Raw genomic sequence first — 12,856 nt, 5'->3', positions numbered from 1 at the left:
GACCGGGATTGGCAAAATTTGGAGATCCGTAAGTTGCAAACAGTAATAAGGACGATGCGACAAGATAAGAATAGGATAAGACCGTGGTCCGAAGACTTAAGAAGGTCGCATTGAATATCACAAACGCAACTAGAAGCGGATTGTAAGACATATTTCCCCCGTTAAAGGACAAAAACTAGAAAGTGAGAACTAGTTAAACGAGAGAGGGTGGAGGTAAATTCAGCAGATTTAGAGTTTGGATGTTACAGAAATGGAATTGGAACCTATCCTGGAGGGAAGTTACTTTGCCTTTGAATACGAACAGAATGTTTTTGTGTGTTAAAGAGAGGACGCTAAGAAGGAATTCGGATTCCTCCTCCAACTGAACCGGCTCTTTAAATTCGGATTCAACCCCGTCTATTGTTTGTTTGTGGGGGTGCAACTTCCCAGGAAGATTGCTGGAAGAGGTTACGGAAATGGATAAAAACAGAAACGCCAGAACGCAGGCGGCCAGAACGGAGCTGGTTTTGTTTCCTTTCCTCTTCATGCCTTCATCGGGTTCTTAAATTTAAAAGATGTCAAGCAGGAAAATTAATTTCATCGAAAAGGAAACAAACGAGAAATATTTTTATTACAAATCAAATAACTCGATCTGATTAGAGGAACTAAACACTTAGTTTCCGAGAATTCTTTTGCGCAGAGATTCTCCCTCTTTTTCAAAACCGGCTTTGTTCAAAAGGGCGAACATGTTTTTCTTATACGCTTCCACGCCCGGCTGATCGAAAGGATTTACACCCAAGGAATAACCGGAGATCGCACAGGAATATTCGAAGAAATACATCACCTCGCCCAAGGAAGCCGGAGAGATATCGGTGAAGATCAATTCCAAACAAGGAACGCCCCCGTCCGCGTGCGCAAGAAGAGTTCCAAGCCGAGCTTGTTCATTTACGTGAGCGAGTGTGTTCCCCGAAAGAAAATTGAGAGAATCCAGATTGTCCGGCGTAGGCTTTAGGGTCAGGTCAGAATGCGTTCGTTCGGGGCTTAGAACGGTTTCAAACAGAATTCTTTTTCCTTCCTGAACGTATTGCCCGAGAGAATGCAGATCCGTGGTAAAGTCCATGGACGCGGGAAAAATCCCCTTATTTTCCTTTCCTTCGCTTTCTCCGAAAAGTTGTTTCCACCATTCCGAAATGTATCTCAGAGAAGGATTAAAGTTCGCTAATACTTCCACGTGCCGCCCTTTCGACAAAAAGTAGTTTCTCAGAGCGGAATAATATGTCGCAGGATTTCGTATCGGATCGGACTCGGCGTGCAAGTCCTTTAGAATATTCTGAAATCCTAATATAAATTCCCGGATAGGAACTCCCGCCACGGCGAGAGGAAACAATCCTACAGGAGTTAAAACGGAATATCTTCCGCCCACGTCGTCCGGGATCGTGAACGTTTCAAATCCTTCCGAATCCGCAAACGTCTTTAGGGCTCCCTTGGATGCGTCCGTGGTTGCGACAACTCTGGAAGACGCGGAGGTTCCGTATTTTTTTTGGAGAAGTTCCCAGAAAAGACGGAATGCGATCGCGGGTTCCGTGGTTGTTCCCGATTTGGAAATTACGTTTATGGAAAAATCTCGGTTCTCCAAATATTCCATGAGTTCGGAAAGATATCTGGATTCGAGATGATGACCCGCGAAGATCACTTCCGGATTTCCTTTGGAAGCTTTTTTGAAAAATGGAAGTGTCGCTTCCAAGACGGCGCGGGAACCTAAATAAGAACCGCCGATTCCGATGACTACGACGACCTCGGAAGAAGCGCGGAGTTTTTCCGAAACCCGAATGATTCTTTCGATTTCGGAATCGTCGATCTCTTTCGGAAGATTCAACCATCCCAGATATTCCTTTCCCTTGCCTTGAAAAGAATGCAGAGTGCGACGAGCCGATTCGGCTTGCGCTAAAAAGGGTTCGAATTCCCGAGAATCAACGAAAGAAGAAGCAAATCTGGTTTCCAATCGAATCATAAATTATTACGAAATCCCTTTTTGAACGTTTCGATCCCGAGATCTGGTTTGAATTCTCCCGAAATACGAGCGCTTGAACAGTTTAGAAAAATGGAATCGACGGGCAAGAAAAAACCAAGTCGTAAGCGCTTAGAAAAACGGAGAAGGATTGACGGGAATACGAACCTGCATCAATGTTTCCGGGATTTTCAAACGTAAATACATAGAATGAATCGAGAAGACTTAGAGAAAGTCCTGAATACTCAATTCTCCCCCGGCTCGGATCCGATCCGATTTTTTTCAGCCCCGGGAAGAATCAATATCATCGGCGAACACGTGGACTACGCGGGCGGAATCGTTTTGCCCGCGGCGATCGACGTTTCGATTTCCATCGCGATCCGCAAAAACGAGGTAGGAAAGTTTAGAATCTATTCCGTTTCCTCGGATGAAAAAATAGAAACCTCCAAAATCTCGTATGATTCGAAACATTCTTGGGTGAACTATGTTTTCGGTGTTGTGGAAGAGTTTAGACAACTCGATTACGTTTCGGATTTTTTCGATCTGGTCGTTTGGGGAAACATTCCTCAAGGTGCTGGACTTTCTTCTTCCGCGGCTTTCGAGGTTGCGGTCGCTTACGCTCTTTCCGTAATTCAAGACTGGAAACTTTCCAGGGAAGAAATCGCCTTACTCTGTCAAAGAGCCGAGAATCGTTTTGTCGGAGTCAACTGCGGAATCATGGATCAGTTCGTGATCGCCACCGCAAAAGAAGGTTTTTGTATCGCGTTGAATACCGAAACTCTCAATTACGATTATTATGAAATGCGATTGGACGGTTACGAGTTTTATTTGATCGATTCCAAAGTGAAACATTCGCTTAAGGACAGCGCTTACAACGACCGTAGAAAAGAAGTGGAATCCGCTTTTTTAAAAATTCACAAAACGAGACCGGAGATTCCCACTCTTTATTCCGCAGAACCCGAAGACGTTGAAAACCCCTCCTCCGGTTTGAACGAAATCGAAAAGAAAAGGGCAAGACACGTAACTACGGAAAGATATAGGACCGAGCGTATGATTCAAAATCTGAAAAGCGGAGACGCTAAAGAGGCGGGAAAAATTCTTTTCGAATGCCACAATTCCCTTTCGACAGACTACGAAGTTTCGTGTGAAGAGGCGGATTTTATAGTCGAAGAACTTAGAATCGAAGGGGCTCTGGGTGCGAGAATGATCGGCGGAGGTTTCGGCGGCTGTGTTTTGATACTGGACAAAGTCGGCAGACGGGATATACTGTTCGAGAAAATCAAAAACCGTTACATTCAAAAATTTAAAAACGAACCACAGCTTTATACGTTCCGAATTTCGGACGGAGTCAGAGAATTCTAAAAATCGAATTTAAAAATAGAACCGGGAGACATACAAATGGGAGCAGACGATTCTTTGGACCTTGACGGCGAGGAAGTGGATTTTTCGATCAACGAGTTAAACGTGAGTCTTCAAAAGGAGGACCTTCCGGGAAACTTTCCTAAGGACGCGGTCGTTCTAAAGATCAGCGGGGAGATCAATCTATATTCCGCACACGCGCTCAAGGAAAAAATTTTCGATCTGATCGACAAGGGTTTTATATTCGTTTTCGTGAATATGGAAAACATCCGGTATATCGATTCTTCCGGGCTCGCAGTTTTTATGAGCACACACGCCAGACTCGTCAAAAACGGAAAAGGAGGAATCGCAATGTTCTCCCCTTCTTCTCAGGTAAATAAAATTCTGGAACTTACTAAATTGAAATCTTTAATCCGGGTGACCGGAACCCTGTCGGACGCGGTCAACATTCTCCTAAACTGAACTTCTCCCTTTCGAATGAAAAACAGAAAATTAGAATATTCAAATCACCTAAATCATCTTTTAAGCTGTAGAAAATGTCCCAAAATGGAGGGCAACCCCGTTCACGGTTGTGTGCCTTCCGCGAGAATCATCAGTCTCGGACAGGCCCCCGGAATTCACGAGGAAAGATTCGGTAAACCGTTCGCATACACCGCGGGCAAAACCCTTTTCGGTTGGTTCAAAAAAATCGGAATCGAAGAAGAGACTTTCAGAAACAAAGTGAACATGTCCGCGGTTTGCCGTTGTTTTCCCGGAAAGGCGAAAGCCGGGGATCGTAAACCCGACGCGGAAGAAGTGGCAAACTGTTCCGAGTTTTTAGAGTTCGAGGTTCGTTTTCACAAACCGGAACTTTTCATTCCGATCGGAAAGTTGGCGATCGATCAACTCATCGAAATCAAAAAATACAAACTGGAAGACGTAATCGGTCAAAAATTCTCCCGTGATTTTCACGGAGTCAAACTCGATTGGATTCCGCTTCCTCATCCTTCCGGTCTCAACGTATGGAATCACACCGAGATCGGAAAAAAATTAATCGAAAAGGCTCTGAGTACGATTAAAAAACATCCCGTTATCCGCGAAGAATTCTCCCTTTGATTTAAGATCGCAAAAGAGAACGTAACGCTTCTTCCAAGTTCGGATATTGAAAGGAATATCCCGTATCCATTAATTTTTTCGGGAGTACCCTTTGTCCTTTCAGAAGAACTTCCGCTCCGTCGTCGAAAAGAATTTTCAAAGCGGTCGCGGGAACTCTGAAAAAAGCGGGACGTCTCAAAACCCTTCCGAGGGTTTTCGTAAAACTTCCGTTGTCCACGGGATTCGGCGCGGTCAGATTGAGAGCGCCAGAAACATTAGAATTCTCTAATGCGAATACGAGCGCGTTCACCGCGTCGTCTATATGAATCCAACTGAAGATTTGATTTCCGGAACCGATCGGTCCGCCCAAACCCAAACGAAACGGAGGAAGCATACTTTTTAAAGCGCCTCCGTCCTTGCTCAAAACGATTCCGGTCCGAACCCGGATCAGTCGAACGGGACGTTTCAAAATCGGTTCGATTCCGTGTTCCCAGTCGGAACAAAGACCGGCCAGAAAGTCGGTTCCCAGGGGAGAATCTTCCGAGAACTCTTCCGTGTTTTTTTCGTAGGAACCGTAGTAACCCACAGCGGAACCTTGGATAAAAACTTTTGGAGGAGTTCCCACAATTTTCAAAAAGGAAGAAACCAAATTCTCCGTGTAATCCACTCTGGAAGAACGAAGTTCTTCCTTTACTTTGTCGGTCCAACGTACTCCGGCGATCGGAGATCCGGCGAGATTGACAAGACCGTCCAAACCTTCCAGGTCCTTCGCTTTCGGAAAACTTCCTCCGACAACTTCCAAATTTTTTTGGCCGCGTAAGTTAGAGGGAATGTTGGAAGACCTACTGAAAATTCTTACGGAATGTCCGAGCTCCAACAAACGTTTTGCCAGATTTCTTCCGATCAAACCGGTTCCGCCGGCAATTCCCACTTTCATCATTCTATTACCTTCGGTATTTTGAATCGTTTTGAGTAGATCCGAATCGACAGAATCTGATTGCCCAAAGTAGGAGATCCTACATTTTTGATTCTGTGATTTCCAAAAGTTTACTTTCGAAGATTTTAACCTTAATTTTCCCGATCGCAATCCTTTCTGGGAATCTTTATCTCTACAACACGACAAAGAATAGAATCGAGACGTTTACGGTTCAACCCCCATTTTTAGCTTTTGATTTTACCAATTCCTATCTTGGAGATCGCAACTCGAGAATCTCTCATCTCTTGGATCAAAATCCTACGACAACTTGGACAAAACGACGTCCTTCCACGGCGCCGGAAGATTTTTTAGTGGAGTTACGACAAACGCATCATCTTACCAACGGGAAACCAGCTATCTCGAAATGGAAAACACTTCACGTTGTAGGTTGCAAACAAACATCGGGAGAATTGAAGTTGGATTTGATTCTCAGAGAATCGATCGATATGGATAAAGAACTCAGATTGCCTAAGGACAAACTTTTAGGAGAAAAGATTTTGAATTTCTCCGAATCGAAACACTTTAGCATTCCATTGGATTCTTACTACAAACCGGAAGAGACGGAGGAGTTCCCACAAAAGATGTTTATCTGGACGGTCAAAGGAACCTGGCCTAAAGAAAAATCCGACGCGGCAACTTCCAAAACAAACCTCAACGAACCAAGCCAAAACGCGCACGAAGAACTTTGTCTCGAAGACATTTGGTTGAGCGAGAATTGAACTCCGATTGAACGAAGTTTAAACGAAAATAAAAGTATCGGAAAGTACCGAAGCTGAAAAGTGAAATCGAATCGAATTCGAAAAGGGCTTTGAAGTTGAACTGGAAAATTCTTTTGTAAAAGCGGCGGATGAAGGAGTTCCCACAAAAACTGGGGAGAACGACGGGGATCGAACCCGCGACAGCCAGTACCACAAACTGGAGCTCTACCAACTGAGCTACGTTCTCCATCTCGTTTTATCCTGGTGACCCGAGAGGGATTCGAACCCCCGACCCACTGCTTAGAAGGCAGTTGCTCTATCCAACTGAGCTACCGAGTCCTGGGAGGATTGAAAATCGGGATGATAGGATTTGAACCTACGACCCTCTGCTCCCAAGGCAGATGCGCTACCCCTGCGCTACATCCCGTTTCCGACTCCATGTTTTTAAAAACAGCCCCACTGTCAAGTAGAGTCTTCTACTTTTTCAATATGTCGTAATATCTCGGGATGTGTCGGAGCTTTCGTAAGAGCTTTCTTAAAAGCCAGGATCGCTTCTTGTTTTTTACCGCTTTTGGAAAGAAGAACTCCGAACGAATCCAGATAAGCGGGATTATCCGGCTCGTTTTTCAGAACCGTTTTCAGACAATCGGCGGCCAACTTCCATTCTTCCGGACTCGGCTCCCTTTGGTTCAACAAAAGATAACCGAGAGAATTCAAACTGTTTTTATAATCGGGACGCAATCTGAGAATTCTTTTGTGAATCTCGATCGCTTCCGGAATTCGTCCCGACTTTTCCAAAGTAAAAGCCTTCATGGAAAGAATTCTCAGATCGTCCACTTGAACCTTGAGACGTTCCTCGCATTTTTCAAGAGCCTTGGAATATTCCTTATTTTGAATCAAAGAATACACGATCATCAAAATCGAATTTTCTCGTTCTCCGAACCTCGGAAATTTTTCCAAAAGTTCCTCGAGAATGGAAACACATTTTTTATGATTGTCCGTCCTCGCGCAACATATCGCAAAATTATAATATAGTTCGGGGTCTTCGTTGCCGGAGGAAATTTCCCGATCGATCAAAGTAAGAGCGAAAAGAAAATTCTCCTTATTGATCTCCTGAAGAATTCGTCTCTTCGCGGAAGCGGATTTTTTATTCTTATCCTTATCTGCCATTCTTACTCAAAGAATTTGAGAGTTCGTTCAACGAAGAAGAATCGGTCTGATCCAAGGACAACGGGGTTAAGGAAATCTTACCCGAAAAAAACGCGGCAAAGTCCGTTCCTTCCTCCGTGGAATGACCGAGTTCGGAACCTCCGAGATAAAAATCGGCGATTCCTCCGATGATGTTCTTTTTGGAATACGTGTCCTCGTAAGTTCTTCTACCGAGTTTTGTGATCGTTAAATTCTCCATCGAAGAAACAAAATCGGAAGGAATATTCATGTTGTACACGACGCCGACTTTCAAAAGAGAAACGTATTCATTGATGAAGTGACGAACGAATTCAGCTTCTCGAATATAATCATATTCTTTATCGATATTTCCCGAACTTACCGCCAAGGAAAGTCTGCTGTGAATCGCTCCGTGTCTCGCCGCGCCCACCGTTCCCGAGTAATGAACGTCGTGGCCCATATTGACCCCGCGATTGATTCCCGATAAAACGAGATCGATCTTCGGAAAGATTTCTCCGTGCAAACCGATGTTTACACAATCGGCGGGATAACCGTCCACGATATAATGGTTGTCGTTGATCTTTTCAACTCGCATAGAATCGTAAATCGACAAGGCCATGGAAGTCGCGGATCTTTCACGCAAGGGTGCGATCAAAAACGTATTGTGTTCTTTTTGAAGGATCGTTTCCAGGGCTTTGATTCCCGATGAAGCGATTCCGTCGTCGTTGGTGATGAGAATATTCATAAAATCAAATGAAGAATGGAACCGGAGATGTAAAAATAAAACACAAAAGGAAACGCGCCTGAAATCACTGCCGCGGTCACCGCAAAACGAACCGCGTCCGAGGTTTTCAAATCATAGATGTATTGAATTCCTTTCGAAAGAATCATAACGTAATAACCGATCAGAAAAATAAGAATCAGAAAGTAACCGAATCCTCCGGTTAAACCCGTTTCTCTCAACAGAATCGCAAGCGGAGTAAAAAACGAAAAGATCGCCATTCCGAAACGACAAAGGTTATACGAAAAATGAACGTTACCTGTTCTTTGTTTTTTCTGCGCGTGAAAATCGATCACGGCTCCCAAGATCATGGGAAGAATGGAAATCATGGAAAGGTTCGCAAGAAACGCGAGCCCGATCATTCCCATAGAACCGCTCGTATACGGCGGAGAAAGATAAGTCGCTCCGATGGAAATACTCAGCGCACTCGGAATCAATATGATCCACGAGAATAGATTCAGACTTTTTTCGGAAAGATTGGCGAGCGCGGCTTCCAAACGGATCGGTTCGTACAAGGACGCTTCCAATAACTCGAGAATGGAATTGAATAAATCTTTCAAGTTCTTACCTGATCGCCTGAGGAAGAATCACAAGCACCGGAGAATTTTTGAATTCCTTGAAGAAAATTCTTTCGCTCGAAAAAGAATTCATCTTGGAACCCAACATCATAAACAATCTGTCGAACGGGGATTCTTCCTCTTCGTATAAAGGAATTTCTCCGTCGTATTGACAAAGTCTGGACAATTCTTCCAAGGCTTCTTTTCTTCCGCCGATCTCGTCGACAAGTTTGTTTCTAAACGCGTCTTGTCCGGAATAGATTCTTCCTTCCGCGAGATTTTGTACCGACTTTACGGTTTGGTTTCTTCCTTTAGCTACGTCTTGGATGAATTCGTTGTATGTATCGGACAACATCTTTTGAATCATCTCGTCTTCTTCGGAAGTCGCGTCGCGGAACAAAGAAAGAGAATCCTTATACTTTCCTTCTTTGTAGACTTTCATCTTCACTCCGTAACGATCCAAAAGTCCTTTGATATTCGGAGCCATCGCGATCACACCGATCGAACCCGTAATGGTTCCGGATAACGCGAAGATCTTATCCGCCGAAGCCGCGATATAATAACCGCCCGAAGCCGCCATGTCCTTCATAGACACTACGATCTTTCTGGTTTTACGAAGTCTCATCAATTCGTTGTAAACTTCCTGAGACGCGCCGACGGTTCCGCCGGGAGAATTGATTTCGATTAAGATTCCTTTAATATTCGGATTTGCTTCTATATCCCTCAGCTTCTGAAGAATACTTTCGGAACCGGTGGATTCGAAAGTGGAATGTCCGGAATGAATTTCTCCCTCGATCTTAATCAAGGCCGCGCCGATCGGAGCCGTGCTGAAGAAGGTTCCTCCGGTTGTCCGGGAATATTTGGAAGTTGTAGTCGCGAGTGAGATGTTCACGAGTCCGATCAAAACGGACAAAATGGTTAATACGAATGTAATTGCTAACGCAAGGCGGTTTCTTTCCACTCTTGTGATCAGATTCCTTCCTCTGACGGTGTCAAATGAGATTTTTTGTATGAGTTCCCACACCCTCCATTCTCCCCAAAGAACATCGATTTCGGAATTTTAGGAGTTCCCACATTTTCAAGTTTGACATCAAAACGAACCTTTTGAGAAACTGACCAGTCAGTCAGTAATAGAAATAAATATGAGATCACTAATAGAATCCTTTATCCGCAATCGCCTCTTCATGTATTTGGGGATGGTTTTCATCTTTTTATCCGGGCTTATTTCCCTTTTGGGACTCCGGAGAGACGCGTTCCCGAACGTGGATATGAAACAAATGGTCATTTCCACGAAATTCCCGGGCGCTTCTCCCGCAGACGTAGAGCTCCGGGTCACGTATCCGATCGAGGAAAAACTCAAGGAAATCGACGGGATCGACGAGATTCGTTCCTTCTCCAGAAACTCGGTCTCGGACATAGACGTTCGAGTGAGTTTGGAGGAAAAAGACCCCGAAAAGGTTTTGAATGAAATCCGTAGAGCCGTGGACAACGCAATGTCGGAATTCCCGGCTCAGGTCACCGAAAAACCGAAAATGACCGAACGTAAATCCGGTTCGTTTCCGATTATCGAGTTTTCCGTTTTCGGCGGTAAGGACGAAATCGAACTGCACACAACCGCGGAATTCATCGAACGCGAACTCGAAAAAATTCCGGGCGTCGCGAGAGTGGACGTATTCGGGAAACGCGACAGAGAATGGCAAATATTAGTAAATGCTAATAGACTCAAACAGTATTCTCTCGATTTGAACGACGTCACCAATACGATCCGAAACAGAAACATCAATCTTCCCGCGGGTTCGGTGGATTCGGAAACGGCTTTCGACTTGAGAATCGACGGAGAATTCAAGGATCCTTCCGAGATCTCCAAAATTCCCACTCGCACCAACGAGATTTTCTCCACCGTAAAACTCGGCGACATCGCCAGAGTGGAAGACACGTTCGAATATCCGCGTTTTCTCGCGATCGCAAACGGAAAACAAGGTTTGATTCTTTCCGTGATCAAAAAGGAAAGAGCGGACGCGATCGAGGTTGCGGCTAACGTTCATTCGAGACTGAAGGATCTCGGGCAAACTTTTCCTTCGGGGATGAAAACATTCGTCCTAAACGACGAGGCAAAAAGAACTAAAAATCGTCTCAACGTAGTTTCGTCTAACGCGTTGATCGGTTTTACGATCGTGTTCGGAATTCTTTTCCTCTTTTTGGATTTTAGAACGGCGACGCTCACTTCGTTGTCCCTTCCGTTTTCGATGCTCATGACGTTTTCGGTTCTTCCGTTTTTCGACGTTTCGTTCAACATGATTTCGATGATGGGTTTGATCATCTCGCTGGGGATGCTCGTCGACAACTCGATCGTAATTTCGGAAAACATCTATACGTATCTCGCGGAAAAGAACGACGCATTCACCGCTTCCCTACGCGGAACCGTGGAGATGATCGTTCCGATTTTCGGTTCTTACCTTACGACGGTCACCGCGTTCTTACCGATGTTGTTTATGACCGGGATCATGGGTAAGTTCATCTGGGAAATTCCTTTGGTCGTGATCGTGGCTCTTACCGCGAGTTTGATCGAATCCTTTTTGTTTCTTCCGGCAAGAATCGCGGCGTTCGCAAAAAGCCCGGATCAGATGAAGGTCAAGAGCAAATTCCGCGCGAAGATGGATTCTATCTTTCAATCGATCGAAACGGGTTTTACCAGATTCGTTTCGTTTAACATTCGGCATAAGAAAGCTTCGTTCGGAGTGATTCTCCTTTTGGTATTCGGTTCCTGCGGCGCGATGTCCCAGATGGACTTTATTCTTTTTCCAAAAGAGGACATCGAGATCATCATGATCAAGGCCGAATTCCCCGCGACTTCCAGAATCTTTCAGACCAGAGAGAAGATGAAGTATATGGAAGGGATCGTTCAAAAAATTCCAAAGGAAGAATTGGTGAGTTACTCCACAAAGATCGGAGTTCAACAAACCGATCCGGACGATCCTTTGTCCCGTTTCGGCGAGAACCTCGCTGTGATTTTGATCTATCTTACTCCGGAATCGAAACGAGATCGCAAAGCTTCCGCGATTCTCCGTTCCATCGAACCGGAGCTTAGAAAAACTCCGGGAGTAAACGAAATCTTTTTGGAGGAATTCGGAAACGCACCTCCGATCGGAGCGCCGATTACGATTTCCATCCAAGGAAGAGATTATGAAACTCTAAAGAAGATTTCGAACGAGCTTCAAGCGTTTTTGAAATCGATTCCGGGTGTATTCTCGGTTCGGGACGATTATCGTTACGGACGGAAGCAGATGTACATCCAACTCGACGAAGGTCTCGAAAGTTTTACGGGGGTCTCGACTTTGTCCGCCGCGAACAGTCTTCGTGCGGCTTACGACGGAGAAAGAGCGGGAACCGTCCGTAAAGGAAGAACGAAAATTTATCTGAGAGTCATGTATGACAAGGACTTTCGGAAAAATCCGAACGAGATCAAAACGATTCCTCTCAGAAACAAGGCGGGGAATATTACGAATCTTGCAAAGATTTCCAAGATGGATCTGATAGAATCTCCGGAACTTTTGGCGCATAAGGATTTCGAACGCGCGATCACCATCAACGGAGACGTAAAGTTAGACGAAATCACGGCGCACGACGCGAATCAAAAAGTCGCGAACGAATTCAAACCCTTGATCGAAAGACAATATCCCGGGATATCGATCAGTTTCGGCGGAGAAGAAAAAGATACGCAGAGATCGATGGCCTCTCTCGCCAAGGCGGGAATCATAGCGATCTTCGGTATTTTCGGAATTCTCGCGCTTACGATCCGAAGTTTCTGGAAACCAGTTTTGATTCTGAGTACGATTCCTTTGGGAATCATCGGTATCGTGATCGGATTTCCTCTTTCCGGAAAATCGATCAGCTTCTTGGCGATGATCGGTATCATCGGTCTCGCCGGAGTTCTTGTAAACGCTTCGATCGTTCTTGTGGATTGTATCGATTCGATCAAGAAGGATTCCAAAGCGACGATGGACGAAATTCTGATCGAAGCGAGTCAAAGAAGATTCAGACCGATTCTTCTGACGACTCTTACCACCGTTGCGGGTTTGTTGCCTACCGCATACAGTCTCGGAGGTTCGGATCCGGTTTTGATTCCTATGACCCTCGCGCTCGGTTGGGGATTGGGTTTCGGAACGTTGGGAAGCCTTCTATACGTTCCCGTCACCTTATCGGTGTTTAACGATCTTACGATGAAGATCACCGGCAAATCGAACAAGAAGAAGTGAT

General features: G+C 45.0%; 12 protein-coding genes and 3 tRNA genes. 5 read left to right on the top strand and 10 right to left on the bottom strand.

What is annotated here, in order from left to right; genetic code table 11:
* Nucleotides 1-193: 193 nt before the first annotated feature.
* Together CH367_RS01685 and CH367_RS01680 are read right to left on the bottom strand one after the other, a co-directional pair.
* On the bottom strand, nucleotides 194-526 hold the full coding sequence (locus tag CH367_RS01685) for a hypothetical protein (protein WP_100760776.1): 333 nt from the start codon (nucleotides 524-526) through the stop codon (nucleotides 194-196).
* 126 nt (nucleotides 527-652) lie between these two features.
* Nucleotides 653-1,990, bottom strand: coding sequence for a glucose-6-phosphate isomerase (locus CH367_RS01680; RefSeq protein ID WP_100760775.1), 1,338 nt, complete (start codon nucleotides 1,988-1,990; stop codon nucleotides 653-655).
* Between the two features lie 207 nt (nucleotides 1,991-2,197).
* Here CH367_RS01680 and galK point away from each other — a divergent pair, with 207 nt between their 5' ends.
* The 3 genes from galK to CH367_RS01665 are packed head-to-tail and all read left to right on the top strand — an operon-like array spanning nucleotide 2,198 to nucleotide 4,441.
* Nucleotides 2,198-3,349: a galactokinase gene (gene galK, locus CH367_RS01675; RefSeq protein ID WP_100760774.1), complete on the top strand. Its 1,152-nt coding sequence runs from the start codon at nucleotides 2,198-2,200 to the stop codon at nucleotides 3,347-3,349.
* A 36-nt stretch (nucleotides 3,350-3,385) separates the two neighbouring features.
* Entirely contained in the window at nucleotides 3,386-3,808 is a 423-nt protein-coding gene (locus CH367_RS01670; RefSeq protein ID WP_100760773.1) for an STAS domain-containing protein, read from the top strand.
* A 15-nt stretch (nucleotides 3,809-3,823) separates the two neighbouring features.
* On the top strand, nucleotides 3,824-4,441 hold the full coding sequence (locus CH367_RS01665) for a uracil-DNA glycosylase family protein (RefSeq protein ID WP_100760772.1): 618 nt from the start codon (nucleotides 3,824-3,826) through the stop codon (nucleotides 4,439-4,441).
* Between the two features lies 1 nt (nucleotide 4,442).
* Here the strand turns inward: CH367_RS01665 and CH367_RS01660 are convergent, their stop codons facing one another.
* Nucleotides 4,443-5,357 carry a TIGR01777 family oxidoreductase gene (locus CH367_RS01660; RefSeq protein WP_100761306.1) on the bottom strand — a complete coding sequence of 305 codons (915 nt, stop codon included), beginning with the start codon at nucleotides 5,355-5,357 and terminating at the stop codon, nucleotides 4,443-4,445.
* 95 nt (nucleotides 5,358-5,452) lie between these two features.
* On the opposite strand from CH367_RS01660, the gene CH367_RS01655 reads away from it, so the two are divergent.
* Nucleotides 5,453-6,115, top strand: a complete 663-nt coding sequence (locus tag CH367_RS01655) for a hypothetical protein (protein ID WP_100760771.1) — start codon at nucleotides 5,453-5,455, stop codon at nucleotides 6,113-6,115.
* A gap of 150 nt (nucleotides 6,116-6,265) precedes the next feature.
* Here CH367_RS01655 and CH367_RS01650 read toward each other — a convergent pair.
* The 7 genes from CH367_RS01650 to sppA all read right to left on the bottom strand — a co-directional run bounded on the left by CH367_RS01650 (nucleotide 6,266) and on the right by sppA (nucleotide 9,560).
* Nucleotides 6,266-6,341: transfer RNA gene (locus tag CH367_RS01650), tRNA-His, on the bottom strand.
* Between the two features lie 15 nt (nucleotides 6,342-6,356).
* Nucleotides 6,357-6,433, bottom strand: a tRNA-Arg gene (locus tag CH367_RS01645).
* Nucleotides 6,434-6,449: 16 nt separating this feature from the next.
* A tRNA-Pro gene (locus CH367_RS01640) sits at nucleotides 6,450-6,521 on the bottom strand.
* 35 nt (nucleotides 6,522-6,556) lie between these two features.
* Nucleotides 6,557-7,264, bottom strand: coding sequence for a tetratricopeptide repeat protein (locus CH367_RS01635; protein WP_100760770.1), 708 nt, complete (start codon nucleotides 7,262-7,264; stop codon nucleotides 6,557-6,559).
* The gene (gene surE / locus CH367_RS01630) at nucleotides 7,254-8,006 is read right to left on the bottom strand and encodes a 5'/3'-nucleotidase SurE (RefSeq protein WP_100760769.1); all 753 of its coding nucleotides are present in this window, start codon (nucleotides 8,004-8,006) and stop codon (nucleotides 7,254-7,256) included. The genes CH367_RS01635 and surE overlap by 11 nt, the downstream gene beginning before the upstream one ends.
* The gene (locus CH367_RS01625) at nucleotides 8,003-8,602 is read right to left on the bottom strand and encodes a hypothetical protein (RefSeq protein ID WP_100760768.1); all 600 of its coding nucleotides are present in this window, start codon (nucleotides 8,600-8,602) and stop codon (nucleotides 8,003-8,005) included. The genes surE and CH367_RS01625 overlap by 4 nt, the downstream gene beginning before the upstream one ends.
* A 4-nt stretch (nucleotides 8,603-8,606) precedes the next feature.
* Entirely contained in the window at nucleotides 8,607-9,560 is a 954-nt protein-coding gene (gene sppA, locus CH367_RS01620; protein ID WP_020986454.1) for a signal peptide peptidase SppA, read from the bottom strand.
* Nucleotides 9,561-9,741: 181 nt separating this feature from the next.
* On the opposite strand from sppA, the gene CH367_RS01615 reads away from it, so the two are divergent.
* Nucleotides 9,742-12,855: an efflux RND transporter permease subunit gene (locus tag CH367_RS01615; RefSeq protein ID WP_100760767.1), complete on the top strand. Its 3,114-nt coding sequence runs from the start codon at nucleotides 9,742-9,744 to the stop codon at nucleotides 12,853-12,855.
* Nucleotide 12,856 lies beyond the last annotated feature (1 nt).

The sequence above is a fragment of the Leptospira barantonii genome (assembly GCF_002811925.1).
Classification (GTDB): Bacteria; Spirochaetota; Leptospiria; order Leptospirales; family Leptospiraceae; genus Leptospira; species Leptospira barantonii.
The sequence above is the reverse complement of the archived record's forward strand: the minus strand, read 5'-3'. Positions and strand labels throughout refer to the sequence as shown.

What these genes read in the sequence shown, in the direction of transcription:
- CH367_RS01685 (WP_100760776.1), bottom strand. Translation starts at nt 526, where the DNA reads ATGAAGAGGAAAGGAAACAAAACCAGCTCCGTTCTGGCCGCCTGCGTT.
- CH367_RS01680 (WP_100760775.1), bottom strand. Translation starts at nt 1,990, where the DNA reads ATGATTCGATTGGAAACCAGATTTGCTTCTTCTTTCGTTGATTCTCGG.
- galK (WP_100760774.1), top strand. Translation starts at nt 2,198, where the DNA reads ATGAATCGAGAAGACTTAGAGAAAGTCCTGAATACTCAATTCTCCCCC.
- CH367_RS01670 (WP_100760773.1), top strand. Translation starts at nt 3,386, where the DNA reads ATGGGAGCAGACGATTCTTTGGACCTTGACGGCGAGGAAGTGGATTTT.
- CH367_RS01665 (WP_100760772.1), top strand. Translation starts at nt 3,824, where the DNA reads ATGAAAAACAGAAAATTAGAATATTCAAATCACCTAAATCATCTTTTA.
- CH367_RS01660 (WP_100761306.1), bottom strand. Translation starts at nt 5,357, where the DNA reads ATGAAAGTGGGAATTGCCGGCGGAACCGGTTTGATCGGAAGAAATCTG.
- CH367_RS01635 (WP_100760770.1), bottom strand. Translation starts at nt 7,264, where the DNA reads ATGGCAGATAAGGATAAGAATAAAAAATCCGCTTCCGCGAAGAGACGA.
- surE (WP_100760769.1), bottom strand. Translation starts at nt 8,006, where the DNA reads ATGAATATTCTCATCACCAACGACGACGGAATCGCTTCATCGGGAATC.
- CH367_RS01615 (WP_100760767.1), top strand. Translation starts at nt 9,742, where the DNA reads ATGAGATCACTAATAGAATCCTTTATCCGCAATCGCCTCTTCATGTAT.